Origin of the sequence: Bradyrhizobium tropiciagri (genome assembly GCF_018130505.1) — a bacterium.
Classification (GTDB): domain Bacteria; phylum Pseudomonadota; class Alphaproteobacteria; order Rhizobiales; family Xanthobacteraceae; genus Bradyrhizobium; species Bradyrhizobium tropiciagri_B.
The window spans coordinates 83091-106516 of record NZ_JAFCKH010000011.1; the positions used below are offsets into that span (position 1 = coordinate 83091).

General features: G+C 66.2%; 25 protein-coding genes. 15 read left to right on the top strand and 10 right to left on the bottom strand.

Annotated elements, in window-relative coordinates; translation table 11 throughout:
* Positions 1 to 83 precede the first annotated feature (83 nt).
* The gene (locus JQ633_RS26430) at positions 84 to 893 is read right to left on the bottom strand and encodes an inositol monophosphatase family protein (protein WP_211988031.1); all 810 of its coding nucleotides are present in this window, start codon (positions 891 to 893) and stop codon (positions 84 to 86) included.
* Positions 880 to 2247: a TldD/PmbA family protein gene (locus JQ633_RS26435; protein ID WP_211988032.1), complete on the bottom strand. Its 1368-nt coding sequence runs from the start codon at positions 2245 to 2247 to the stop codon at positions 880 to 882. Before JQ633_RS26435 ends, JQ633_RS26430 begins: the two co-directional genes overlap by 14 nt.
* 274 nt (positions 2248 to 2521) lie before the next feature.
* Here JQ633_RS26435 and JQ633_RS26440 point away from each other — a divergent pair, with 274 nt between their 5' ends.
* Positions 2522 to 3046 (top strand): DUF6101 family protein, encoded by a 525-nt coding sequence (locus JQ633_RS26440; protein ID WP_211988033.1) that lies wholly within the window; start codon positions 2522 to 2524, stop codon positions 3044 to 3046.
* A 208-nt stretch (positions 3047 to 3254) separates the two neighbouring features.
* On the opposite strand, the gene ubiA is transcribed toward JQ633_RS26440, so the two are convergent.
* Positions 3255 to 4187 (bottom strand): 4-hydroxybenzoate octaprenyltransferase, encoded by a 933-nt coding sequence (gene ubiA / locus JQ633_RS26445; protein WP_211988034.1) that lies wholly within the window; start codon positions 4185 to 4187, stop codon positions 3255 to 3257.
* 22 nt (positions 4188 to 4209) lie between these two features.
* Complete coding sequence (locus JQ633_RS26450) at positions 4210 to 4947, bottom strand: hypothetical protein (RefSeq protein WP_211988035.1); 738 nt, start codon at positions 4945 to 4947, stop codon at positions 4210 to 4212.
* A gap of 209 nt (positions 4948 to 5156) precedes the next feature.
* Between JQ633_RS26450 and JQ633_RS26455 the strand changes: the two genes are divergently transcribed.
* The 6 genes from JQ633_RS26455 (at position 5157) to JQ633_RS26480 (ending at position 11327) form a co-directional block, all read left to right on the top strand.
* Positions 5157 to 5900 (top strand): 16S rRNA (uracil(1498)-N(3))-methyltransferase, encoded by a 744-nt coding sequence (locus tag JQ633_RS26455; RefSeq protein ID WP_211988036.1) that lies wholly within the window; start codon positions 5157 to 5159, stop codon positions 5898 to 5900.
* 280 nt (positions 5901 to 6180) lie between these two features.
* Positions 6181 to 7356, top strand: coding sequence for an ATP phosphoribosyltransferase regulatory subunit (locus JQ633_RS26460; RefSeq protein ID WP_211988037.1), 1176 nt, complete (start codon positions 6181 to 6183; stop codon positions 7354 to 7356).
* Positions 7353 to 8330, top strand: a complete 978-nt coding sequence (gene hisG / locus JQ633_RS26465; protein WP_211988038.1) for an ATP phosphoribosyltransferase — start codon at positions 7353 to 7355, stop codon at positions 8328 to 8330. The genes JQ633_RS26460 and hisG overlap by 4 nt, the downstream gene beginning before the upstream one ends.
* A 76-nt stretch (positions 8331 to 8406) precedes the next feature.
* Complete coding sequence (locus JQ633_RS26470; protein WP_211988039.1) at positions 8407 to 9453, top strand: glycosyltransferase family 2 protein; 1047 nt, start codon at positions 8407 to 8409, stop codon at positions 9451 to 9453.
* Positions 9450 to 10292 (top strand): ChbG/HpnK family deacetylase, encoded by an 843-nt coding sequence (locus JQ633_RS26475; protein WP_211988040.1) that lies wholly within the window; start codon positions 9450 to 9452, stop codon positions 10290 to 10292. Before JQ633_RS26470 ends, JQ633_RS26475 begins: the two co-directional genes overlap by 4 nt.
* A gap of 126 nt (positions 10293 to 10418) precedes the next feature.
* A complete protein-coding gene (locus JQ633_RS26480) occupies positions 10419 to 11327 on the top strand; it encodes a DUF2076 domain-containing protein (RefSeq protein WP_211988041.1) in 909 nt (302 codons plus the stop codon).
* A gap of 156 nt (positions 11328 to 11483) precedes the next feature.
* Here the strand turns inward: JQ633_RS26480 and JQ633_RS26485 are convergent, their stop codons facing one another.
* The gene (locus tag JQ633_RS26485; protein ID WP_211988042.1) at positions 11484 to 12293 is read right to left on the bottom strand and encodes a L,D-transpeptidase; all 810 of its coding nucleotides are present in this window, start codon (positions 12291 to 12293) and stop codon (positions 11484 to 11486) included.
* A 310-nt stretch (positions 12294 to 12603) separates the two neighbouring features.
* Between JQ633_RS26485 and JQ633_RS26490 the strand changes: the two genes are divergently transcribed.
* Together JQ633_RS26490 and JQ633_RS26495 are read left to right on the top strand one after the other, a co-directional pair.
* Positions 12604 to 13383, top strand: coding sequence for a protein phosphatase CheZ (locus tag JQ633_RS26490; RefSeq protein ID WP_211988043.1), 780 nt, complete (start codon positions 12604 to 12606; stop codon positions 13381 to 13383).
* Positions 13384 to 13724: 341 nt separating this feature from the next.
* Positions 13725 to 14240 carry a hypothetical protein gene (locus JQ633_RS26495; RefSeq protein ID WP_211988044.1) on the top strand — a complete coding sequence of 172 codons (516 nt, stop codon included), beginning with the start codon at positions 13725 to 13727 and terminating at the stop codon, positions 14238 to 14240.
* A 490-nt stretch (positions 14241 to 14730) separates the two neighbouring features.
* Here the strand turns inward: JQ633_RS26495 and JQ633_RS26500 are convergent, their stop codons facing one another.
* Entirely contained in the window at positions 14731 to 15246 is a 516-nt protein-coding gene (locus tag JQ633_RS26500; RefSeq protein ID WP_211988045.1) for a hypothetical protein, read from the bottom strand.
* A 316-nt stretch (positions 15247 to 15562) separates the two neighbouring features.
* On the opposite strand from JQ633_RS26500, the gene JQ633_RS26505 reads away from it, so the two are divergent.
* Both JQ633_RS26505 and groL read left to right on the top strand, forming a co-directional pair.
* A complete protein-coding gene (locus JQ633_RS26505; RefSeq protein ID WP_211988046.1) occupies positions 15563 to 15859 on the top strand; it encodes a co-chaperone GroES in 297 nt (98 codons plus the stop codon).
* Between the two features lie 187 nt (positions 15860 to 16046).
* Positions 16047 to 17684, top strand: coding sequence for a chaperonin GroEL (gene groL, locus JQ633_RS26510; protein ID WP_211988047.1), 1638 nt, complete (start codon positions 16047 to 16049; stop codon positions 17682 to 17684).
* Positions 17685 to 17930: 246 nt separating this feature from the next.
* Here the strand turns inward: groL and JQ633_RS26515 are convergent, their stop codons facing one another.
* Positions 17931 to 18299 carry an antibiotic biosynthesis monooxygenase family protein gene (locus JQ633_RS26515; RefSeq protein WP_211988048.1) on the bottom strand — a complete coding sequence of 123 codons (369 nt, stop codon included), beginning with the start codon at positions 18297 to 18299 and terminating at the stop codon, positions 17931 to 17933.
* A 97-nt stretch (positions 18300 to 18396) separates the two neighbouring features.
* Between JQ633_RS26515 and JQ633_RS26520 the strand changes: the two genes are divergently transcribed.
* Both JQ633_RS26520 and JQ633_RS26525 read left to right on the top strand, forming a co-directional pair.
* Positions 18397 to 18876, top strand: coding sequence for a MarR family winged helix-turn-helix transcriptional regulator (locus JQ633_RS26520; RefSeq protein WP_211988049.1), 480 nt, complete (start codon positions 18397 to 18399; stop codon positions 18874 to 18876).
* A 113-nt stretch (positions 18877 to 18989) separates the two neighbouring features.
* Complete coding sequence (locus JQ633_RS26525) at positions 18990 to 20189, top strand: hypothetical protein (RefSeq protein WP_211988050.1); 1200 nt, start codon at positions 18990 to 18992, stop codon at positions 20187 to 20189.
* Between the two features lie 242 nt (positions 20190 to 20431).
* Here JQ633_RS26525 and JQ633_RS26530 read toward each other — a convergent pair whose 3' ends face one another.
* A complete protein-coding gene (locus JQ633_RS26530; RefSeq protein ID WP_211988051.1) occupies positions 20432 to 20674 on the bottom strand; it encodes a hypothetical protein in 243 nt (80 codons plus the stop codon).
* 257 nt (positions 20675 to 20931) lie between these two features.
* On the opposite strand from JQ633_RS26530, the gene JQ633_RS26535 reads away from it, so the two are divergent.
* A complete protein-coding gene (locus tag JQ633_RS26535; protein ID WP_211988052.1) occupies positions 20932 to 21459 on the top strand; it encodes an ester cyclase in 528 nt (175 codons plus the stop codon).
* Positions 21460 to 21604: 145 nt separating this feature from the next.
* Here the strand turns inward: JQ633_RS26535 and JQ633_RS26540 are convergent, their stop codons facing one another.
* Entirely contained in the window at positions 21605 to 22072 is a 468-nt protein-coding gene (locus tag JQ633_RS26540) for a PaaI family thioesterase (RefSeq protein WP_211988053.1), read from the bottom strand.
* A gap of 177 nt (positions 22073 to 22249) precedes the next feature.
* Between JQ633_RS26540 and JQ633_RS26545 the strand changes: the two genes are divergently transcribed.
* On the top strand, positions 22250 to 22927 hold the full coding sequence (locus JQ633_RS26545) for a hypothetical protein (RefSeq protein WP_211988054.1): 678 nt from the start codon (positions 22250 to 22252) through the stop codon (positions 22925 to 22927).
* Between the two features lie 27 nt (positions 22928 to 22954).
* On the opposite strand, the gene JQ633_RS26550 is transcribed toward JQ633_RS26545, so the two are convergent.
* Positions 22955 to 23314 (bottom strand): META domain-containing protein, encoded by a 360-nt coding sequence (locus tag JQ633_RS26550; RefSeq protein ID WP_249159684.1) that lies wholly within the window; start codon positions 23312 to 23314, stop codon positions 22955 to 22957.
* Between the last annotated feature and the right edge of the window lie 112 nt (positions 23315 to 23426).

Here is a 23426-nt window from a genome sequence, read left to right on the forward strand (position 1 = left end):
GCGAGATGCCCGGCAAAGCAAATGAGGTCGAAGTCTACAGAATGGTCATGACGGTCGGATGCGCGGCGCGGTTCGGCGAGGCCTTACGGCAGCGGACGCTGATGAAAATGCTCGACAATGCGTGCATGACGATCGCGTCCTGCTGCCACCAGCACCCCATGCGTCACGTCCCGGCGATTGTACTCGATCGCATCCCCCGAGAGCGCGGTCATCCTACCATCCGCTTCCTGCACGATCAAATTCGCCGCGGCAAGGTCCCAGTCGCGGCTTTGCCCGCCGGCAAAGGCCGCGTCAAGACGACCTTGTGCTACCCGGCACAGCCGCAGGGCGAGCGATCCGATCCGCGGATGCGGCGTGATCTCGTCCGGCGTCGGGCTGAGCCGCTGCAGCAGCGGCTTCGGGCCGGCCATGCGCGGAAAACTGAAATCGCTGCCTGAACTTGCGTGCACGGCGGTGTCGTTCAACGTGGCACCCTGCCCGCGCGCGGCGAAAAAGAATTCCTCGTTCACCGGCGCATACACCGCCGCGAGCACCGGTGTGGTCTTTTCAACCAGCGCCACACTGACGCACCAGTCCTCGCGGCCGGCGAGATAGGAGCGGGTGCCGTCGATCGGGTCGACGATCCAGGTCAGCCGCCTGCCGAGCCGCGCCGGATCGTCGGCGCTCTCCTCCGACAGCCAGCCGTAATCCGGCGTCGCCGAGCGCAATTGCTGCTCCAGGAGGTCGTTGACCGCGATGTCGGCCTCGGAGACCGGCGACGAGGCGCCCTTGATCCAGTTTTTCAATTCGGTGCGGAACAGCGACAGCGCCAGGCGGCCCGCCTCCTGCACCGATCTGGTCAGCAGCGCGGCATCGCGCGCCTTGGTCCAGTCGTCCGTGTCAGCGTCCGCCAAGCGTCAGGCCCTCGATGCGCAGCGTCGGCGCGTTGACGCCGTAGCGGAATTCCAGATCGTTGGCCGCGACCAGCGACTTGAACATTGGCAGCAGGTGACCGGCGATGGTCACCTCGCTGACCGCGTAGGTGATCTCGCCGTTCTCGATCCAGAAGCCGGAGGCGCCGCGGCTGTAGTCGCCGGTGACGCCGTTGACGCCGGAGCCGATCAGGTCGGTGACGTAGAAGCCCTGCTTGATGTCGGAGATCAGCTCGGTCGGCGTTGCCGTACCGGGCTCGAGATGAAGATTATATGACCCCGGCGACGGCGAGGACGACACGCCGCGATGCGCGTGACCGGTGGTGACGAGGCCGAGCTCGCGCGCGGTCGCGGAATCGAGGATCCAGGTGGTCAGCACGCCGGCGTCGATCAGCGCCGTCTGCTTCACCTTGACGCCCTCGGCGTCGAAGGTCTGCGAGCGCAGGCCGCGCACCCGCAAGGGATCGTCGATGATACGGATGTTCTTCGAGAACAGCTGCTCGCCGAGTTTGTCTTTCAGGAAGGAGGTCTTGCGCGCGATCGAGGCGCCGTTGATGGCGCCCACGAGGTGGCCGATCATCGAGCCCGCGACGCGCGGGTCGAACACCACGGGCACCTTGCAGGTCTCAACCTTGCGCGGATTGGTCCGCGCCACCGCGCGCTCACCGGCCTTGCGGCCGACCACAGCGGGCGACTCGAGATCGGCGCCATGCAGCGCGCTGGTGAAATCGTAATCGCGCTCCATGCCGGTGCCTTCACCGGAGATCGCCGTCGTCGAGATCGAATGGCTGGAGCGCAAGTAAGAGCCGTGGAATCCGGTCGAGGTCACCAGCACCATGCCGCCGATCCCGGTCGAGGCCGATGCGCCGCCCGACTTGCTGACGCCCTTGACCGCGAGCGCCGCGGCCTCCGCCGCCATCGCGCGCTGCTCGAGCTCGGCGGTGGAGGGAACCGTGCGGTCGAGCAGATCGAGATCGGGGAAATCATGCGCGAGCAGCGCCGGATCGGCGAGCCCGACATATTTGTCGTCGGGCGCTACGCGCGCCATCGCGACCGCGCGCTCGGCGAGCTTTGCGATGCCGTCGCCGCTGACGTCGTTGGTCGACACCACCGCCTGGCGGCGGCCGACGAACACGCGCAGTCCGACGTCGTCGCCCTCGGAGCGTTCGGTTTCCTCGACGCGGCCGTCGCGTACCTCGACGCCCTGCGAGACGCCGCGCACCGCGACCGCATCGGCCGCATCGGCGCCGGCACGCTTGGCGGCATCGACCAGACGCTGCGCAAGATCGCTCAAGACGGATTGGTCGAACAGATCGGCAGATGGTGAAGGGTTCACGAATGAATTCCTGCGGATTGGACGGCTGGCCGGGATGGAGGGCACGAACCCACCAGATGTGCCGGATTCACAGCGATTTCAAGCGTTTTGCGGTACTGGACAACAAAGATTTGAGGGGTCCTTGCAAGGCTTCGTCAATCATGCGGGCCAACCTCTTATCAATCATGGCGGCGAGTCAGATCGGGTTAACCAGGCTTTTTAAGCCGAAACGGCAACGCGTCCGCTAAGGTCTCACCTGTCGACCGGGAACATAATCCCGGCGGGGAGATAAGGCGTGAGGCGTCAAACACCAACAAGCGGAATCAATTCCGCCGGGTCGAGCCGTGCACTGCGGCTCGACCCTCTTTCCCTTCCGCTCTCCTTCCACGCGCAGGATTCGCGCGCGGATGGCGGCACGCGGCAGGTCGAACTTCATCGCGAACATGTCGTGCTGCGCCGTGCCGTGCTCGGCATGCGGATGGCCGTCAATGTCCGCGTCAGCGATTTTCTCGGCGTTGCCGTGCGCGGCATCGACGATGCGCAGATGCTGGTGCTGGTGCATCGCGATCCCGCGCTCACCATTCCGCTCGGCTCGAGTTCGGACGCCGACGAGATCGCTTCGGCCTGGCAGATGTGGAGCGAGATCTTCCAGCTCCCGCAACTGACCGAAGAAACCCCTCGCGAACCGGCAGCGCGCCGCCGCCGCCGCAACACGATCAGCCGACGCCGCCCGAAATTTTTGGTCCGCCGCCGCGCGGGCTTCCGCCTCAACGAGGCCAGCATCCATCGCGAGGAGCGCGAGATCATCGCGCGGGATTAAATCCAACGGGTGAGTTTGGTTCGCATCCCGCGCCCAACAACGCGGTGTCATCACCCGGCTTGACCGGGTGATCCAGTATTCCAGAGGCAGTGGTTATTGAACCGAGAGGCCGCGGCGTACTGGATCGCCCGGTCAAGCCGGGCGATGACAGTGGTGGACGGGGATACAGCTTCGCGGCCCACCTCAGGTTTGCTCCGGCTTGTCGCCTTCACATCGCGCGCAGCACGGCGTCGGCGACGAGGCCGGTGAACAGCAGCAGGCCGGCTTCGCGGTTGGACCAGAAGATGCGCAGGCAGAGCGCGCCGTCCTTGATGTCGAGCCGGCGGATCTGCCAGGCCAGATGCAGCGCGAAGGCGGCGAGGCCGATCCATGCCGGCCAGCGCGCACCCGCGAGCACGAGCGCGATGCCGATCAGCAGCACGGCGAGGCCGTACAGCACCACCAGCGCGCGATGGGTGCGTTCGCCGAACAGGCGCGCGGTGGATTTGACGCCGATCAGCGCGTCGTCCTCGGCATCCTGATGGGCGTAGATGGTGTCGTAGCCGATCACCCAGGCGATCGATCCGGCGTAGAGCGCCACCGCGGCCGGATCGATCCGGCCGAACGTCGCCGCAAATCCCATCAGCGCGCCGTAGGAGAAGGCGAGGCCGAGCACGGCCTGCGGCCACCAGGTGATGCGCTTCATGAAGGGATAGATCGCGACGATCGCCAGCGAGGCGATGCCGGTGAGCACCGCGAAGCGGTTGAACTGCAAGAGCACGGCAAGGCCGACCAGCGCCTGCAGCACCATCCAGACCAGTGCCTGTGTCACGCTCACCTGCCCGGCCGGGATCGGCCGCGACCGTGTGCGCTCGACCTTGTCGTCGAGATCGCGGTCGGTGATGTCGTTCCAGGTGCAGCCGGCACCGCGCATCACGAAGGCGCCGATCAGGAACAGCACGACCAGCAGCGGCAATTGCCTGATGTCATGCGCGACGCCGGCGGCGAGCGCCGCCGACCACCAGCACGGCATCAACAGCAGCCACGACCCGATCGAGCGGTCGAACCGCGACAGCCGCAGATACGGCCGCGTCCAGACCGGCGCATGCGTATCCACCCAGTTGCCGGTGGAGTCGGCAACACGGGCGCTGAGGTCGCTCATAAGATCGCTCCTGGACGATCCGTTACCGGGTGAGAACGTTGCCGTTCAACGTATCGAAGGTGCTGCCGCCCTTCTTGGTCGGCGTCGCTTCCGGCAGCGCCGCAGACGAGCCCAGCACGTCGCTGAGCGAGGGACCCGCGGGTCCGCGCGACTGCGCCTGGGCCTGCTGCTCGGCGGCGCCGCAGACCCGCTTCAGCAGGCCTTCGGTGTTCTTGTGGCCGGCCTTCAGCTGGTCGGAGATCTGGGGCGGAATTCCGCACTTGTTCGCATTGGCCTCGACGTACTTGATCATCTTGACTTCGGCCTGGCTGTAGTTGCCGATCAGCTTGCAGGCCTCGGCCGCGCTGGCGTGCTTGTCGCTCGCGGTCTTGATCGCCTTGCCGCGCTTCTCGGCCTCCTCGCGCAGCGGGACGAAGTTCTTCATGCAGGCCTCGGACGCACCGCCCTCACCTCCGCCTGCACCGGGCGGCGGGGGCGGCGACGACAATCCGCCGCCGGCGATCGGGGCCGCGCCATTGCTCGGGAACGCCGACGGCGTCGCGCCGACATTCGCCGCGGGAGCGCCGTTGACCGGCGGAAAGGGGCTATTGGCGGGGGCGCGGGCCGGGGCGGCACGTGCGCCGTTCACCGGCGGAAAGGCCGGGTCGTTGACGGTGCCGGTCTGACCGGGCAACGGGGCCGGAAAAGCGCTCTGGGCAGCCGCATGGCCCGCGGACAGGGCGGTCACGGCAACGGTCAGCACGATCAAGCGGCGGATCATCGAGGGTCTTTCTCCGGCAAAGGTCCAGGCAACCCCAGCGCATCAAAACGAAGCAACGAAATTTGGGGGCGTTTTTACGATTCCTGTGAGGCCTTAACAACCCGTGGATTTGGGCGACAGCGCGGCGTAGAGCCACATCGGCCGCATTAAATTGTTCCCCGATTCTAAGCCTTTAGGCTACGAACAGCGGTAAATCGGAACCATCAAATATGCCTGATCACGATTTTCGCAGCCCCCGTCTGTTCGTCGACGCGCCCTTGAGCGGCGGCTCCACGGTCACGCTCGACCGCGACCAGAGCAACTATCTCGGCAACGTGCTGCGGCTTTCGGCCGGCGACACCGTGCTGGCGTTCAACGGCCGCGACGGCGAATGGCGCGCCGAAATCAGCGGCCGCAAGCGGGCCGACACGCTGACGATCACGGCGCAGACCCGCGCGCAGGATAGCCTGCCCGATATCGCCTGCGTGTTCGCGCCGCTGAAGCATGCCCGGCTCGATTACATGGTGCAGAAGGCGGTCGAGATGGGCGCCGCGCGGCTGCAGCCGGTGCTGACGCGCTACACCCAGGTGTCGCGGGTCAATGGCGAGCGGATGCGCGCCAATGTGATCGAGGCCGCCGAGCAATGCGGGATCATCTCGCTCGCCGAGGTCGCCGATCCGGTTCCATTCGAGCGTTTTTTGGCCGGACGCGACGAGACGCGGCTGCTGGTGTTCTGCGATGAGGCTGCCGAGGTCGCGAATCCCGTGCAGGCGTTGCAGGCGGCATCGACGATTGGGGGGATCGATGTGCTGATTGGCCCCGAAGGCGGTTTCGCCGAGGAGGAGCGCACGCTGCTGCTGCGCCAGCCGAAAACCGTCCGCCTCGCGCTCGGCCCACGCATCCTGCGGGCGGATACGGCCGCCGTGGCGGCGCTCGCGCTGGTGCAGGCGGCGCTGGGGGATTGGCGGGGGTAAACCGGTCCCGTAGCCCGGATGGAGCGAAGCGAAATCCGGGAACAGTTTCACCGCGGATAAACCGGTCCCGGATTTCGCTGCGCTGCATCCGGGCTACGGACCAATGCTTGAGGCGTCACCTGCCTCTAGCCAAGCCGTCGTAAAATCGTTAACGCACGCAATCATTAAGCCACTTGGCCGATCCCTGTCGAAACCCTGCTTCGGGCATGGTAAGGGCTGCGCCAAACCGACCTGGAACCCGGTGTCCGGAACCCGATTCCGCACCTTTTGGACCCGCGAGATGACCGAAGCTGCCGCTACACGATCCGCCAGCGCCTCCGCCTCGGGGGCGGCCTCCTGGGCGGACGCGCTGCTGGCCTCGTTCGCGCAGGCCGGTTACATCAGGTCCGAGCCGGCCATCCTGCAGCCGGCCGAGCCGTTCCTCGACCTCTCCGGCGAGGACATCCGCAAGAGCCTCTACCTGACCACCGACCCGACCGGCGAGGAGCTCTGCCTGCGTCCGGACCTCACGATCCCGGTGGCGCGCGACTACCTCGCTTCGCCCAGGGCCGGCCAGCCGGCGGGCTTCAGCTATCTCGGCGCCGTGTTCCGCTATCGCGACGGCGCGCCGAGCCAGTTCCTGCAGGCCGGCATCGAATCCTTCGGGCGGCAGGACCGCGCCGCGGCCGACGCCGAGATGCTGGCGCTGGCGCTGGAAGCCACCACCGCGTTCGGGGTCAGCGATGTCGAGATCCGCACTGGCGACGTCGCGCTGTTCAACGCGCTGATCGACGCGCTCGGGCTCTATCCGGTGTGGCGGCGCCGCCTGATCAAGGATTTCAACCGCAAGGTTTCGCTGACCGACGACATCGAGCGGCTGACGCTGGCGACCGCCCCCGGCCGCAACGAATATGAGGGCGTGCTCGCGGCGCTTGCCGGCTCCGACCGCAAGGCGGCGCTGGCGCTGGTCACCGACCTGATGTCGATCGCCGGCACCACCAATGTCGGCGGCCGCACCGTCGCCGAGATCGCCGACCGCTTCCTCGAACAGTCGACGCTGAAGGCCGGCGCGCTGCCGCGCGACGCCGTCAACATCATCAAGCGCTTCCTGTCGATCGCGGGCGATCCCGACGATGCCGTGGCGCAGCTGCGCACGCTGGCCGGCGATGCGAAGCTCGACCTCACCGCTGCGATCGACCAGTTCGAGAGCCGCGTCGGCTTCATGGCCGCGCGCGGCATCGACACTCACAACACCAGGTTCTCGACCTCGTTCGGCCGCGGCCTCGACTACTACACCGGCTTCGAGTTCGAGGTGCATGCGCGGGGCAATGGCTCCGAGCCGCTGGTCGCCGGCGGCCGCTATGACGGGCTGATGTCGCAGCTCGGCGCGGCGAGCCCGATCCCCGCGGTCGGCTTCTCGGTCTGGATCGAGGCGCTGACCAAACATGGCAAGGCCGCCCGCGGAGGTGCCGCATGAGCACGCCCTTCGTCGTCGCGGTGCCGTCCAAGGGCCGCCTGCAGGAAAACGCGGAAGCCTTCTTCGCCCGCGCCGGCCTCTCGCTGTCGAAGGCCGGCGGCGCACGCGACTATCGCGGCACCATCGCCGGCGTCGACAATGTCGAGATCGCCTATCTCTCGGCGAGCGAGATCGCGGCCAACCTGGCGCGTGGCGCCGTGCATCTCGGCGTCACCGGCGAGGATCTGGTGCGCGAGAGCATTCCGGATGCCGACAGGCGGGTGCTGATGATCGACGGCCTCGGCTTCGGCAGCGCCAATGTCGTGGTCGCGGTGCCGCAGGCCTGGATCGACGTCCGCACCATGGCGGATCTCGACGACGTCGCCTCCGGCTTCCGCGAGCAGCACAATCACCGCATGCGGGTGGCGACCAAATACATCAACCTGACGCGCGCCTTCTTCGCCAGGCACGGCGTCGGCGACTACCGTATCGTCGAGAGCGCCGGCGCCACCGAGGGCGCGCCCGCCGCCGGCACCGCCGAGCTGATCGTCGACATCACGACGACCGGCGCGACGCTCGCCGCAAACGGGCTGAAAGTGCTCGACGACGGCGTGATCCTGCGCAGCCAGGCCAACCTCGTCGCCTCCCGCGATGCCGACTGGTCCGACGGCGCCCGCGAGACCGCGCGCGTCATCCTCGACCACATCGCCGCCCGCGCCCGCGCCAGCAAATATCGCGAGGTCCGCACCCGCTTCGCCGGCTGCAACGACGCGCTGCTGACCGAGGCGCATAACCGCTTCGGCGTGGTCGCCCCGTTCGGCGGGCCGACCTCGTCCGGCATGCTGACGCTGCACTGCCCGCCCGGCAAGCTCTACGCGCTCGGCAGCTTCCTGCGCGACCACGGCGCCGATACGGTGTCGGTGGTGTCGCTGGACTACGTGTTCGACCGCGAGAACCCGCTGTTCGCCAAGCTTGCGGCATTCCTGCGACAATAGTCGGCAGGGCCGTTCATGTTGGCGACAGCCGGCAGGCGGTACCATATTGTATCTATATGTTTCTGGAACCTGATCGATGACGCTGGGCTCTGACGTTTCCAGCCTGACCACCACAGCCAGGACCGCCACCGCGCAGGGGCTGTCCATCGTCGTGCCCGTCTACAACGAGGCTGCCGGCCTTGTTGCGCTGCACGAACGGCTGATCAACCTCGCCAGGACGCTGCGCGGCCGCTACGGGCTCGCCTGCGAAGTGGTCTATGTCGACGACGGCAGCAAGGACGAGACGCTGGCGATCGCGCGCGGCCTGCCCGCCGACACGCTCGACGTCCAGGTGGTGTCGCTGTCGCGCAATTTCGGCAAGGAGGCGGCGCTGATGGCCGGCCTCGACCACGCCCGCCGCGGCGCGGTGCTGTTCATGGACGGCGACGGCCAGCATCCGCCCACGCTGGTGGAGCGGCTGGTCGCGCACTGGATCGATGACGGCTACGACGTGGTCTACACGGCGAAGGCCAACCGCGACAATGAATCGGCGGCACGGCGGCTCGCGGTGCGCGGCTTCTACGCGCTGATCAACTGGGGCGCGCGGCAGAAGATCCCCGAGGATGCCGGCGACTTCCGCCTGCTGTCGCCGCGCGCGGCCGCCGCCTTGCGGCAGCTGCCGGAGCGCAACCGCTTCTTCAAGGGTCTCGCCAGCTGGATCGGCTTCAAGCAGATCCGCGTCGACTACGAGCCGGCGCCGCGCGCGCATGGCGTCACCACCTTCAATGCCGGGCGGCTTATAGGCCTGTCGATCGAGGGCCTCACCTCGTTCTCGGTGGCGCCGCTGCGCTTCGCCAGCTTGCTCGGCGTGCTGCTCGCCGGCGTCGCGTTCCTGTTCGGCCTCTCGATCCTCTGGGAAGTGTGGACCACCGGCAAGCAGGTCCCCGGCTATCCCTCGCTGGTGGTCGGCCTGATGACGATCGGCGGCGTGCAGCTGATCATGATCGGGATCGTCGGCGAATATATCGGCAAGATCCTGTCCGAGCTGAAGGCGCGGCCGATCTACTTCGTCGCCGAGCACAGCGAGAAACACGCCGACGGCAACACCACGCAGAGCGCTCCCGAGCGGACCGCCGCGGAATGAACGATGCCACGCCGCGCCGGATCTGGCTGTGCGCCGACGACTATGGCCTGAGTGACGGCGTCAACCGCGCGATCCGCGAATTGATCGAACGCGGCCGCCTCAATGCGACCTCGGTGATGATGGTGACGCCGGCGATCGGCCGCGACGCGGTCGCCGCGCTGCAGGCCTCGGTGGCGAAAAGCCCGCGCTGCGCGATCGGCCTGCATGTGACGCTGACCACGCCGTTCCGGCCGCTGACCCTGCATTTCCGCCCGCTCGACGGCGACATGTTCCTGCCGTTCCAGAAACTGTTGCGCGCGGGACTGCTGCGGCGACTCGATGCCGAACTGGTTCATGCCGAGGTGCTGGCGCAGCTCGAGGCTTTCCATGACCTGTTCGGTCGCGCGCCCGATTTCGTCGACGGCCATCAGCACGCACAGCTCTTCCCGCAGGTGCGCGACGGTTTCTTGCGCGCGGTGAAGCAACGCGCGCCGGAGGCGTGGGTGCGCCAGGGCGGACTCAACCTGCCGCTCGCACAGCGCATCAGCGGACCGAAATCGCTGGTGCTGGATGTGCTCAGCACGCAATTCCGCAGCAAGGCGTCACGGCTTGGCCTGCGCTTCAACCCGGCGTTTGCTGGCGCCTACGACTTCACCGGCGAGCCGGATTTCGGCCCGCTGATGCAGCAGTTCCTGAAGGGCCTGCCGGACGGCGGTCTCGTGATGTGCCATCCCGGATTCGTCGACGAGACGCTGCGAAATCTCGATCCGCTGACCACGCAGCGCGAGAAGGAATATGCCTATCTGGCGAGCGATGCCTTCAAGGACCTGCTCGCCATGAACAATGTTACACTGGGTTGAATCGGTTCATTCATCCGGTCGTTTTGTCGCATAGATAAAATTTAATCCGCAGGCCCACTCCTTGCGTCACAAAGCCGGCCCTACATGTTCGGCGCGCCGATTCGGTTCGACGCGAAGGAGAACGCCATGACACCGCAAGAACGCCAACTGATCGACGATCTCTTCGACCGGCTCGCCAAGCTGGAGAATGCCCCACGCGACAACGAAGCCATGTCCGCGATCATGGACGGCCTGCGCAAGGCGCCGAATGCGGTCTACGCGCTGGTGCAGACGGCGCTGGTGCAGGACGAGGCGCTGAAACGCGCCCACGACCGCATCCAGGAACTGGAGGCCGCGGTCGGTCAGCCGCAGGGCGCCCAGCAGCAAGGCGGCGGTTTCCTCGATTCGATGCGCGATGCGATCTTCGGACAGGGCCAATCGCACGGCTCGGTGCCGCCGGTGCGCGCCCCCGACATGGGCCGCGATCCCGGTCGTGATCCGGGTGGCCGCCCGGTCTGGAACACGGGCCAGGCGATGCAGCAGGCGGGCGGCTACGGCCAGCCGCCTTACGGGCAGCCGGCGCCGCCTTACGGCCAGCAATATGGCGGGCCCGGCCAGCAATACGGCGCTCCGCAGCCGCCGGCCTTCGGCGGCGGTGGCGGCGGCTCGTTCCTCGGCACTGCCGCGGCAGCGGCGGCCGGCGTGGTCGGCGGCTCCATGCTGATGAGCAGCATCCGCGGCCTGATGGGCGGCGGCGGCAGCCACCAGTCACTGGCCGACGGTCTTGGCGGTGGCGGCGGTTCGCGCCCGTGGGGCGGCGACCAGTCCTCGAGCGATCTGGCGCGCGACGCCGGCATCAAGGATATCGGCTCATCCGGCCGCGACAACGACCAGGGCTCGCGCTCCGGCCTGTTCGACCAGGCGTCGAACGATCGCAACGACGACTACAACCGCAATGACGATTACAACAACAACGACCACGATTCCGACGGCTTCGACAATGACGACGACGGCGGTTTCGACGATGGCGGCGGCGACGACAGCAATTACGCGTAAGCGCATCGCGTGAACGACAAACGGCCGCTCGAACAGAGCGGCCGTTTCGTTTTGATCCGTAGCCCGGATGGAGCGAAGCGCAATCCGGGGCCGCTTCGTCCGCGGTGAGGCCATTCCCGGATTTCGCTTCGCTCCATCCGGGCTACAAGGCCAAGCTCACATCACCACGACTTTCGCGCCGACATTGACGCGGCCGTAGAGGTCGATCACGTCCTCGTTGCGCATCCGGATGCAGCCGGAGGAGACGTTGGTGCCGATGGTCCAGGGCTCGTTGGAGCCGTGGATGCGGTAGAGCGACGAGCCCAGATACATCGCGCGCGCGCCGAGCGGATTCTCCGGGCCGCCTTCCATGTGCCGCGGCAGGTCGGGACGGCGCGCCAGCATTTCCGGCGGCGGGGTCCAGGCCGGCCATTCCTTCTTGGCCGAGATCGTCTTGACGCCGGCCCAGGTGAAGCCGGGCCGGCCGACGCCGATGCCATAGCGCAGCGCGCGGCCGTCGCCCTGCACCAGATAGAGGAACTTGTTCGGCGTATCGACGACGATGGTGCCGGCGCCTTCCTTGCCGGTGTACTCGACCTGTTGCTTCTCGTATCTCGGATCGAACTGACGCTGCCTCGGATCGAGCCCCGCGTCCTCCTGCTGACGCAGCATCTGCTGCTGCGGATCCATCGGCGGCAGGCGGTTGCCGTAATAGCCCGGCTGCTGCTGATAGGCGGAAGGATTTTGCGGCGCGTAGCCCTGCGACGACGGAGCATCACCGAACAGGAATTCGATGAAGCCGCCGCCCATGCTGGAGCGCTGCGGCTGCGCGTAGGCCGTGCGCATCGGCGGTTGCGGCGGCATTTGCGGCGCGTAGAGCACGGTGGGCTCCGGCGGCGCGGATGCGTCGATCGCCATGGCGTGATGGGGAATTGCGACGAGCGAAGAAGCGCCGGCAAGCAGCGCAAGCGTGGTTCTCTTGAACATCGACGTACTCTGTACTGGTTTCGTCGGAACGTGTTGCGCGCGGACGCCGACATGCGCCGTTGCACGTGGTCAATAAGCAATGAAAACCGCAGCGGTTTGGTAAACGCGGCGGCGGTTTGGATTCACCACATCGTCAATCGGCCGCGGTTTTGCCGGACAGCGTTTATTTTGCGTGAACGCGGCGGCAACATGGTTAACCGCAAGTGTCGAGGCGACTGTACAACGCCAGCGCGAACTGTCGGCGCGTGAACCTCACGTTAAATCGGCTCCGTCTAGAACGGTGCGGATTTATGGGGCGGGAATGAAAATCATGTCAGTGAAGCGCAAGCGTTTTCGTGTCGAACAGGCCATTTTGGGCGAGCCGGCGGTGCCGGAGGTGGAGGCATCCAGCGGCGGCGATATCGGCCCGATGCACCGCGAGATCATGGCCGAGCTGCGCTCGATCCGGGCCCAGATGGCAGCGACCCAGCCCCAGAGCACGACCGACAGCGTCGGCAGCGCGATCGCGCGCGAGGTCGCCGAGGCGCATGCGCTGCTCGAAACCTACCGCGCCCAGGTCGAACAATGCGAGAAGCTCAAGGTCGAGCTCGACCTGATCCACGACGCGATCAGCCGCACCAAGCGCGAGATCGCCGTGCTGCACGGCAAGAGCTTCAACGGCGAGGAGATGGCCAAGGTCAATGGCGAACTCGGCGCCGTGGTCGGCGGCACCGAGCAGGCCACCCAGCAGATCCTCGAGGCGACCGAGGCGATCGACCAGGCCGCGACCGCGCTGTCGAAGAACGTCACGCCGGATCAGCAGAAGCTGCTCAGCGAGGAGATCCAGGAGCGCGTGATCGGGATCTTCGAGGCCTGCAACTTCCAGGACCTCACCGGACAGCGCATCAGCAAGGTGATGCAGACGATGAAATTCATCGAGCAGCACATCAACGAGATGATGAACATCTGGGGCGGCGTCGACGCAATCAAGGCGCACGCCGTGCCGGTCGTCGACACCCGCGAGGGCGATGCGAAACTGCTCAACGGCCCGAAGCTCGACGGCGACGCCGGCCACGCCTCGCAGGACGACATCGACGCGATGTTCAACTGAGGTTGACCGGATAGAGACGCAAAACGCCGGCCGCAGGGCCGGCGTTTTTGTTTGGGCCGATGGCACTCGTCGGAGCGGAGAGCGAGAGCTTCGAAGCAATCCATGCTCTCGTTGCGGGCGATGGATTGCTTCGCTTCGCTCGGACCGACGGCTCGTCAGCAACGCTGACCCATCTGCGTCAATTGGTCGAATGCGCCAACTTGTATGGAGCAATGCAGGGTTGTACGTTTCATCGCACGCTCCTGCAACAGGAGCGCGCGCAATTTGCTTCAAGCAGTCTATTTGCTGATTAAATCATCTCAGAACGCAATTGGTTCTCAAACGCCATTATGGAGGGAACGATGTCAATTGCTCACGTACTTGTCGCGTTGACCTCGATTGCTGCGGTCCTGACGGCCGGCAATGCCCAGGCTCAGAGCATGCCGCCGGAAGGCCCCGTCTCGGTGACATTTGTTGCAACACCAATCCCGCCGCCCAAGCCGATGCCGATCGGCGGCGGTCGAGAGTTTGACCTGCTGAACCAGGCGATGGCAGCAACGAACGACGCGGGAAATCCGGTGCTCCATAACATGGGCGGACGCTGCCAGTTCAGTCGGCTCAGAGATACGTCGGCAAAGACCGTCGAAGTCCGCGGGTTCTGTACTTACGTTGACAAGGACGGCGACCAGACATTTGAGCAATGCGATTTCCTGCCGGGGCAACCCAACAAGTGCAACATAACCGGCGGGACCGGAAAGTTCGAAGGGCTCAAAGCCGAACTCATCATCTCCATCGAGCCCCTCAAGAGCAATTTCGAAGGCATTGGTCAGGTCATCGGCCACAAGAAGGGTACGTATCGGCTTGCAAAAACAAACTGACGTAGCCGGCTGCGTTGCGGTTGGCACAAGCGCGAGCTGTCCGCCATCCGCTTTCGTGCCGAATGTGATTACCCCGATCGAGCGATTGCCACATCCAGCCGCGGTCGGATACCGTGACCAGTAATGCCTGTGATCGTATGGTCCGGCGGATGTACCCGTGACCGATGATCTCGAATGGCCCCGACGTGAATAGCGTCGGGGCCATTTGTCCGAGGGGGCGGGACTCGCAGGACGGCATCGACGCGATGTTCAATTCGCTAGCGCTTTTGTTTGCCTCGGTGACAGCGTCCCTTCCCTTCTCCCCTTGTGGGAGAAGGTGGCGCGAAGCGCCGGATGAGGGGTATCTTTCCGCAGATTCAGAATTGAGAGGGGCGCCCGCGGAGAGATACCCCTCGCCCGGATTGCATCTGCGATGCAATCCGACCTCTCCCACAAGGGGAGAGGTGCACCGCCGATGCGGCCCTGACGTTAGGGGAGAAACTCCGCCCTCCTACGCCCTTGGCGCGCAGCGGACGTAGACCATGTTGCCGTAGCGGACGCCGGCGTCCTTGTCGACGAAGCGGGTGATCATGACGCGGCCGTCGAACGAGATGATCTCGCGGTCCTGTTCGCCGGGCGTCGGGCCGGGCGGGCCGATATAGTTCTTGCCGCTTGGCGAGCCCTTGAGGCGGAGTTCCTGCGGGGTGGCCTGGTCGGCGAGGTGCATGATGACGCCGCCGTTCTGGCCGGCGCCGATCACGTAGGGCTGCTTGCACTGGCCGCGCGCGGCGTCCTCGGTGCGCTTGCGGTCGGCGGGGTTCTGGAACGAGGCGAGGCCCCAGCGGCCGACGATCTCGTCGGCGCGGATGGTCGCGGGCATCTCCGCCACCGGCTGGTCGGCCTGCGGCGGGGGCTCGTTGGACGAAAACGACGGCAGGCTCGTGCTGCTGCAGCCGCCCAGCAATAGCATCAGCGCCGGGACGGCCGCGTAGCGTGCGACCAATCGCGCATTGAGTGACCTGATCATGTGCATCCCCCGACTCCTGCTTCGGCCGCACCCTCCTGCAGCCAAGCGTAAAACGTTAGGCGGAGCAATGACGTCCGAAAAATGACGGCATCGCTACGATTTGGTTTCTGGTCCACCATCCTATATTGGCCTCACCAAGGCCTTAACCCCTTTGCTTGACAGGAAACCCGCCAAGCCATATTCCCGCGCGCAATTAGCACTCTAGCTCCATGATTGCTAAACGTGTCGGGCCTCTCGCCCGGCGCCGACTGGGCCGGCATTTAGGGCCGGTCCCGATGAACCGGACCTGAAACCGAGCCTTCCAAGAGGGAACGTCATGGCTAAATCCAATTTCCGCCCGCTGCACGACCGCGTCGTGGTCAAGCGTATCGATGCCGACGAGAAGTCCAAGGGCGGCATCATCATTCCGGACACGGCCAAGGAAAAGCCCTCCCAGGGTGAAATCGTCGCCGTCGGCCCGGGTGGCCGCGACGAGGCCGGCAAGCTGATCCCGATCGACCTCAAGGTCGGCGACCGCGTGCTGTTCGGCAAATGGTCGGGCACCGAGGTCAAGCTCGACGGCCAGGAGCTCCTGATCATGAAGGAGTCCGACATCATGGGCGTGCTGAGCTAAGCCTACTGCTACCACACATCGACGTCATGCCCGGGCTAAAGCGCGAAGCGCGTCTTCGCTCAGAGGACCCGGGCATTCATCAAGCTTCGAAAGAGTCTTGCAGAGGCGATGGATTGCCGGGTCAAGCCCGGCAATGACGAGCATCAAAAAACAGCAAGCACATCACCGACACCCAGGAGTTCAAGAGATGGCCGCCAAGGACGTGAAATTCGCCGGAGACGCCCGCGAGCGCATGCTGCGCGGCGTCGACGTGCTCGCCAATGCCGTCAAGGTGACGCTCGGCCCCAAGGGCCGCAACGTCGTCATCGAGAAGAGCTTCGGCGCCCCGCGCATCACCAAGGACGGCGTCACCGTCGCCAAGGAGATCGAGCTCGAGGACAAGTTCGAGAACATGGGCGCGCAGATGCTGCGCGAGGTCGCCTCCAAGACCAACGACACTGCCGGTGACGGCACCACCACCGCGACCGTGCTGGCCCAGGCCATCGTGCGCGAGGGCGGCAAGTCGGTCGCGGCCGGCATGAACCCGATGGACCTGAAGCGCGGCATCGACATCGCTGTGTCGGCCGTGGTCAAGGACCTCGAGAAGCGCGCCAAGCCGGTCGCCTCCTCCGCCGAGGTCGCCCAGGTGGGAACCATCTCGGCCAATGGCGATGCCGCAATCGGCAAGATGATCGCGCAGGCGATGCAGAAGGTCGGCAACGAGGGCGTCATCACGGTCGAGGAGAACAAGTCGCTCGATACCGAGGTCGACATCGTCGAGGGCATGAAGTTCGACCGCGGCTATCTGTCGCCCTACTTCGTCACCAATGCCGAGAAGATGACCGCCGAGCTGGAGGATGCCTACATCCTGCTGCACGAGAAGAAGCTGTCCGGCCTGCAGGCGATGCTGCCGGTGCTGGAAGCCGTGGTGCAGTCCGGCCGTCCGCTCTTGATCCTCGCCGAGGACGTCGAGGGCGAGGCGCTGGCGACGCTGGTGGTCAACCGCCTGCGCGGCGGCCTCAAGGTCGCCGCCGTCAAGGCGCCGGGCTTCGGCGATCGCCGCAAGGCGATGCTCGAGGACATCGCGATCCTGACCGGCGGTCAGCTGATCTCCGACGATCTCGGCATGAAGCTCGAAAGCGTCACGGTGAACATGCTCGGCCGCGCCGGCAAGATCGTGATCGACAAGGAGAACACCACGATCGTCAAGGGCGCCGGCAAGAAGAAGGACATCGACGCCCGCGTCGGCCAGATCAAGGCGCAGATCGAGGAAACCACCTCGGACTACGACCGTGAGAAGCTGCAGGAGCGGCTGGCCAAGCTCGCCGGCGGCGTTGCCGTGATCAAGGTCGGCGGTGCCACCGAGATCGAGGTCAAGGAGAAGAAGGACCGTGTCGAGGACGCGCTGAATGCAACCCGCGCCGCGGTGCAGGAAGGCATCGTGCCGGGCGGCGGCGTCGCGCTGCTGCGCGCCAAGAAGGCGGTCGGCCGTCTCTCCAACGACAATGCCGACGTCCAGGCCGGCATGAACATCGTGCTGAAGGCGCTGGAAGCTCCGCTGCGCCAGATCGCGGAGAACGCCGGCGTCGAGGGCTCGATCGTGGTCGGCAAGATCCTCGAGAACAAGTCGGAGACCTTCGGCTTCGACGCGCAGACCGAGGACTATGTCGACATGGTCGACAAGGGCATCATCGACCCCGCCAAGGTGGTGCGCACCGCGCTGCAGGACGCCTCCTCCGTGGCCGGCCTGCTGGTGACCACCGAAGCCATGGTCGCCGAGCTGCCGAAGGACGCCGCGCCGGCGATGCCGGGCGGCGGCGGCATGGGTGGAATGGGCGGCTTCTGAGCCGTTCATCGCACATCAGCATCGAGATCGAAGGCCGCCTCCGGGCGGCCTTCTTTTTTGTCCCAGCATCCGCGCCAGGCTTTCACCTCTCCCCGCGCTTTGCGGGGAGAGGTCGGATCGCATAGCAGATGCGATCCGGGTGAGGGGCAAGGCACGCTGTTCAACAAGCAGCACGGTGCTCGCCGGATGGAGCCCCTCACCCCAGCCCTCTCCCCGTAAGAACGGGGAGAGGGAGCGCAAAGCCCCTCACGCCACGCACACGCCCGGCACCGCGACCTTCTCGAACAGATGCGGCGACGCCACCGCGGACGCCGGATAGGCGCCGAGCTTGGCCCTGAACTCGGGATTGACGAAGGCGGCGCGGAATGCGGCGGTGGATTCCCAGACCGCGTAGTTCAGATAGGCCGGGCTGTCGCCGAGCGCGCGGTGCAACTGGGTCGAGATGAAGCCCGGCTGCCGCTTCATGATCACGGCGTCGTCCTGCCAAGCTTTGAGGAAGGCGTCTTCGTCGGCCGCATCGAGCGTGAACAGGTTGACGAGCACGACGGCGGCGGCCTCGACGGCTAGCTGGCGATCGATCGGGAATGCGGGATCCAGGGGACGCATCTGGGGCATGGTTGGCTCCGTTCGATATGGTGCTATGATGTCATTTCGTTACGATGGACACATAATAAATTGACATCATAATGTCAATACCATCCTATGGTGACAAATGCCCCATGCCAAGCGAACCGCGGCAGGCGATGCCCTGAGCGGGCTCATCCTCGACCTGTTCCGCCTCAACAGCCTGCTGTTCACGGCCGGCGACCGGCTGGTGGCCGGGCTCGGCCTGACCAGCGCCCGCTGGCAGATCCTCGGCGCCATCATCGCCGCCGAACGCGCGCAGCCGGTGGCCTGGCTGGCGCGCGACCTCGGCGCCAACCGCCAGAACATCCAGCGCATCGTCAACGATCTGGAGCGCGACGGGCTCGTCACATTCGAGACCAACCCGCATCACCGCCGCGCGCAGCTCGTGGTGCTGACCGACAAGGGACGCCAGGCCTTCGACGCCGCGATGCGCCTGCAATCGCCCTGGGTGAACGGCCTCGCCGACGGGCTTGCGGTCAAGGACATCGAAACCATGCATCGCGTGATCCGCGCGCTGCGCGGCAGGCTGGAGAGCGGCGAGGAACCGGGCGAGCGCGCATCGTGAACGAGGCGCGATGCGCACACCGATGCCGCCTCCGGGCGGCCTTCTTTTTTGGCCAATGACACACAGGTTTGCTAGTTACGACGGAACCCGATTCTTCCCCTCGAGGACTTCCCATGCGCGCGCTCCCGCTCCTGCTGCTTGGTTTCGCCGTCGCCTCGGCGCCCGCCCTCGCCCAGATGAAGCTCTCGCCGAAGGCGGCGACCAGCGGCGGCCCGGAGACGCGCTATTTCACCGCGATCGACGGCCTGATGGACGGCAATGCCGACGTCGTCCTCAAGGAAACCCGCCAGGGCAAGACCGTCACCGCGGCGGTGCTCGACGTCTGCTATCCCGCGGAGAAAGGCTCCGACCGCAAGGACCGCTTCGTCGCCAATCTCACCGTCAGCGGCACTTCGCTGTCGGGCACCACCCAGAGCATCGCCGACAAGCAGCCGGTGACCATCAAGCTGAACCGCAAGCAGACCGGCGACAGCTTTGAATTCCGCGGCCAGATCACGGTCGGCCAAACCGTGACCGAGGTCGCCTCCACCGACAATTCCGATCTCAGCGAGAAGGAATTCACCGACAACCAGGCCACCGACGACGGCATCACGCCGGCGCCGAAGGATTTCACCGACGTGTCGCCGGAAGCGATGGGCGTGCGGGTCAAGCTGGATGCGGCGGCCGACTTCCTCAAGAGCCTGAAGGGCGAGGCGGTCGAGGTCAGCACCTCCAGCCTCGCGGTGACCTGCGACGAGCTGCGCTCGGGCGAGCAGACCATCAACCTCACCGTCGATCCGGAGCGCGCGGCGGCGCTGCTCGCCAAGGCGAAGGCGGCCCCCGGCGTGACCGCCGCGGGCTGGACCAGCGGCGTGGTCGAGATGGATCGCACCATCCGCTTTGCCGCCGCCGACTGGGCGAGCGGCGAGAAGATCAACAAGGACAAGATCGCAACCGCGATCTCGACCGTGTTGTCGCGGACGCTGTCGGCCAAGCCGGCCTCCGCGACCTGGAACGCCAACACCGGCAAGCTGAAGCTGATCCTGAAGCGGCCGAGCAAGACCTACCCGGCGCTCGGCCTCACCACCAATCTCGAGATCACCGCGCTGGTCTCGCCCGAGAAGCCCGGCGCCACCGACCGCCTGATCCTGTGGGTCTCGAGCCCGTCGACCTCGACCACGGACGACAGCGCCGGGCCGAAGCTGAACCTGTCGGAAGACACCGGCAGCGACGAGGAAGGCGGCGAGCCGATGGACGACAACGGCTCGATCGACGCACTGCTCAAGGAGTTCAAGGGCCAGCGCTGGGACGCCGACAAGTCGGTATGGCACTGAGGCCGAATTGGTCCTCGACGTGATGAGGCAAAGTCGCGCGGCGACGGTGCTGTGCTCCCTCGCCCCGTTCTTACGGGGAGAGGGTTGGGGTGAGGGGCTCTCTCCGCGCATGCGGTAGCAGCTGCGTTTGCGGAGACTCCCCCTCACCCGGAACGCATCTGACGATGCGTTCCGACCTCTCCCCGCAGGCGGGGCGAGGTGAACCGGAGTACGCCGCTCGATTCGGAGTCAAACTCATTGCTCTAGCCGGTCGACGTTCGCGTCGTCTCGCACGCGTCGTCGGCTTGCTCGACCGGCTCGCGCCTGAGCGGCACGACGTTGTCTTGTGACGGCGTCGGCGTGGCGTCCGGGCCGGACTGCAGCATTCCGTCGGCTCCGACGAACAGCTCGATGCTGCGCCCGGCCGCGGCGCGATCGAGCAGCGCCCGGAGCTCGGGGCGAAGTCCCTCGCCGCGCAGCGCGGCGATCGCATCGAAGTTACGCATGATGTGCTCCTCTGTGGCAGCGGATAGGATTTCGCGCAGCCGTCCCGCGCACCACCCGATTCCGGAATGCGCGACCGCGCGCGAAAAACGTCACTAAGCGCCAAAGCTGCAAGGCAGAATCTCGATCACGACCCGGCGTCGCGCCCGATCCGAAATCGGGTGGTGGGATCGCGCTATCCCGATGTTCACTGCACGCATCGATGCACCGCCGGTCACGCGACGCGCGAGGCCGGCCATCAGCGAATGGAGATGATCCGATGTCAGACGAGAACAAGGCCGTCGTCGCCCGATGGTTCACGGAGTTCTGGGGCAACCCGTGGAATCCGCGCATCGTCAACGAGCTCGCGACCGCCGATATCGTCGTGCACTACCCGATGCATGAGCCGAAGCGTGGACGCGCCGCAGTGCTCAACTTCATGACCGCGTTTCGCGAGGCGTTTCCCGATCTCAATTTCTGGGGCGTCGGCGAACTGATCGCGGACGGTGACCTCGTCGTCGGCCGCTGGGAAGGCGGCGGCACCCACACCGGACCTGCGTTCAGCGATTTCCGCCTCGGCTCGCTGCCCGCCGCCTCCGGCCGCAAGATGACCTTCGCCGGGACGACCGTGCTGCGCGTGCAGCAGGGCCGGATCGCCGAGGAGCTCGGACAAGAAGACGCGATCACCGCCATGCTGCAGCTCGGCCTCATCCGCCTGCCCGAACCCGAAGGTGCCGCGACGCGGCCCGGCGGGGCGCTTCCGGCCGGCTGGAACAACATGGCGGCATCTCAAGAGACTGCCAGCTAGATCCTGCGGCGATGGAAGCCGGCGTTGCGCCGGCTTCCATTCTGCCTGCGAATTACAAAGCGCGATTCAAATGCGCTTCGTCGAATGTTCTGCGAGAAGCATTCCAGAAACCGGTGCGTCAGCAGTCCATCGATGCAGCGGCGCGTTACGCCGGAAAGATCAGGCACGTCGTCGTGCCGTGAGCGAGTAGCCGTCCCTGCTGGTCGGTGACCCTGCCCTCAGCAGTGCCGACGCGGCGGCCGCAATTGAGCATGGTGCCCTCCGCCCTGATCGGGCCGGTCTCCGGCGTGATCGGCCGGACTAGCGAAATCTTGAACTCGAGCGTGGTCTGGCTCGTTCCGGCATCGAGCGTCGACTGCACCGCGAGTCCCATACAACTGTCGAGCAGCGTCGCCGTGAGGCCGCCGTGCACGGTGCCGGCCGGATTGAGATGCGCATCGGTCGGCATGAGCGTGACCACGACGCGGCCGCGCTCGGCCTCCACAACGTCATAGCCCAGCGTGCGCGCGATCGTGTTGAGCGGCAGCGCGCCGCTGGCAAGGCCCTGGACGAAATCGAGGCCGCTCATTTGCCGCTTTTGCTCTGCGCTCACGGTGCCGTAGCTCTTCGCCATGCTCATCTCCATCGCATCTGCGGCGACGTTAGCGGCCACTGCTCCGGCAGACGACCCGATTCCCGGGAGCAACCCCGTCAATCTACGGGGTGTTTTGCCGCAGTTCGGTCACCGAAAATTAAGGCTCGATTTAGTTTCCGGGATCATCATTCGCGCGTCCGAACACTAGGTCACGCCATGCAAGACCGCGAGCCGACGAGCGCTGCGAGCATCTGGCCGACAGATTTGGCCGGCGGCCACGCGCCGGGCCAGCCGGCGGATCTGTGGGATGTCTCGAACGAGAATCACGACGCCGCCCTGCTGCTGCGCGAGCCGTTCGCCGACCGGGTTGGCACGCTGGTGCTGGCGGCCACCGCGCTGGCGGCAAGCTTCGTGCTGGGATGGGCCGGCAGCCAGTACTGGCACGAGTTCGCAGGCACGTCCGGCCCGAGCCAGGTCGTCGCCCAGAAGGAGGCGCCGCCGCCGCCCCGCGTCGCGGAAACGCGGACGCGAAGCGAGGGTGCGCGACGCTCCGCTTCCAATTCCGAGCCCGCCGTCACCGGCAGCATTCCCAAGGCCACGGCCAATCCGCGCCCGCTCACGATGGGCGCCGCGCCCACGACCTTGAACGCACAGGCCGCCGCGCTGTCGACGAAGCCACAGCTTGCGACGGCACCCGAGACGCGGCCGGGCACCGTTCCCGGATGGTCGGTCCTCGAGGTCCGCGACGGTACCGCCGTGCTGGAGGGACCGGACGGCGTCAAGATGGTCGCCCGCGGCGACGTCGTCCCCGGACTTGGCCGCGTCGATTCGATCGTGCGCTGGGGCAACCGCTGGATCGTCGCGACCGCGAACGGATTGGTCGCTACGCCCTGAGCGGCCGCGCGCCGATCGCTTCACTCGTCAGTTGCTGTTGATCTGGAAGCGCAGCGGCTTGCCGCCGAGCAGCGTGACGAAATCACCTTCCCGCCGCCACGTGGCCGCGTTGCTGAGCGCCGCCAGCAGGTCGCTGTCGGCCTGGGCGCGATCCGGCGGACAGGTGCGGTTCTCCATCGCGCCGGGGACGAAGATGATGGTGTTGCCGGCGATCGAGAACTGGCCCCTGCCGCCATCGCACCAGAGCTCGAGCGACACCTCGCCATTGTCGCCGATCTCGAGCGAGGGAATCCGCTTCGAGCCGGGCATCCGCGCCGCGTCGAGCGTCATCAGGAAGCCGAACGGGAATTCATCCTGGGCGTGGGCCGGGTTCGATCCCAGCACCATGCCCGGCAGCGCGAATACCGCAGCAGCGCCTCGCAAGATTCGTCCGATTGACCTCATGCCATTCCCCGACATCGCCTGATGTTCTGGCGTGCTCGTCCTGAAAACCGTTCAG

Excerpts from the sequence above, each read along its gene's own strand:
- ubiA (WP_211988034.1), bottom strand. The coding sequence starts at position 4,187 with ATGAGCGACCTCAGCGCCCGTGTTGCCGACTCCACCGGCAACTGGGTG.
- JQ633_RS26450 (WP_211988035.1), bottom strand. The coding sequence starts at position 4,947 with ATGATCCGCCGCTTGATCGTGCTGACCGTTGCCGTGACCGCCCTGTCC.
- JQ633_RS26455 (WP_211988036.1), top strand. The coding sequence starts at position 5,157 with ATGCCTGATCACGATTTTCGCAGCCCCCGTCTGTTCGTCGACGCGCCC.
- JQ633_RS26460 (WP_211988037.1), top strand. The coding sequence starts at position 6,181 with ATGACCGAAGCTGCCGCTACACGATCCGCCAGCGCCTCCGCCTCGGGG.
- hisG (WP_211988038.1), top strand. The coding sequence starts at position 7,353 with ATGAGCACGCCCTTCGTCGTCGCGGTGCCGTCCAAGGGCCGCCTGCAG.
- JQ633_RS26470 (WP_211988039.1), top strand. The coding sequence starts at position 8,407 with ATGACGCTGGGCTCTGACGTTTCCAGCCTGACCACCACAGCCAGGACC.
- JQ633_RS26475 (WP_211988040.1), top strand. The coding sequence starts at position 9,450 with ATGAACGATGCCACGCCGCGCCGGATCTGGCTGTGCGCCGACGACTAT.
- JQ633_RS26480 (WP_211988041.1), top strand. The coding sequence starts at position 10,419 with ATGACACCGCAAGAACGCCAACTGATCGACGATCTCTTCGACCGGCTC.
- JQ633_RS26485 (WP_211988042.1), bottom strand. The coding sequence starts at position 12,293 with ATGTTCAAGAGAACCACGCTTGCGCTGCTTGCCGGCGCTTCTTCGCTC.
- JQ633_RS26490 (WP_211988043.1), top strand. The coding sequence starts at position 12,604 with ATGTCAGTGAAGCGCAAGCGTTTTCGTGTCGAACAGGCCATTTTGGGC.
- JQ633_RS26495 (WP_211988044.1), top strand. The coding sequence starts at position 13,725 with ATGTCAATTGCTCACGTACTTGTCGCGTTGACCTCGATTGCTGCGGTC.
- JQ633_RS26500 (WP_211988045.1), bottom strand. The coding sequence starts at position 15,246 with ATGATCAGGTCACTCAATGCGCGATTGGTCGCACGCTACGCGGCCGTC.
- JQ633_RS26505 (WP_211988046.1), top strand. The coding sequence starts at position 15,563 with ATGGCTAAATCCAATTTCCGCCCGCTGCACGACCGCGTCGTGGTCAAG.
- groL (WP_211988047.1), top strand. The coding sequence starts at position 16,047 with ATGGCCGCCAAGGACGTGAAATTCGCCGGAGACGCCCGCGAGCGCATG.
- JQ633_RS26515 (WP_211988048.1), bottom strand. The coding sequence starts at position 18,299 with ATGCCCCAGATGCGTCCCCTGGATCCCGCATTCCCGATCGATCGCCAG.
- JQ633_RS26520 (WP_211988049.1), top strand. The coding sequence starts at position 18,397 with ATGCCCCATGCCAAGCGAACCGCGGCAGGCGATGCCCTGAGCGGGCTC.
- JQ633_RS26525 (WP_211988050.1), top strand. The coding sequence starts at position 18,990 with ATGCGCGCGCTCCCGCTCCTGCTGCTTGGTTTCGCCGTCGCCTCGGCG.
- JQ633_RS26530 (WP_211988051.1), bottom strand. The coding sequence starts at position 20,674 with ATGCGTAACTTCGATGCGATCGCCGCGCTGCGCGGCGAGGGACTTCGC.
- JQ633_RS26535 (WP_211988052.1), top strand. The coding sequence starts at position 20,932 with ATGTCAGACGAGAACAAGGCCGTCGTCGCCCGATGGTTCACGGAGTTC.
- JQ633_RS26540 (WP_211988053.1), bottom strand. The coding sequence starts at position 22,072 with ATGGCGAAGAGCTACGGCACCGTGAGCGCAGAGCAAAAGCGGCAAATG.
- JQ633_RS26545 (WP_211988054.1), top strand. The coding sequence starts at position 22,250 with ATGCAAGACCGCGAGCCGACGAGCGCTGCGAGCATCTGGCCGACAGAT.
- JQ633_RS26550 (WP_249159684.1), bottom strand. The coding sequence starts at position 23,314 with ATGGTGCTGGGATCGAACCCGGCCCACGCCCAGGATGAATTCCCGTTC.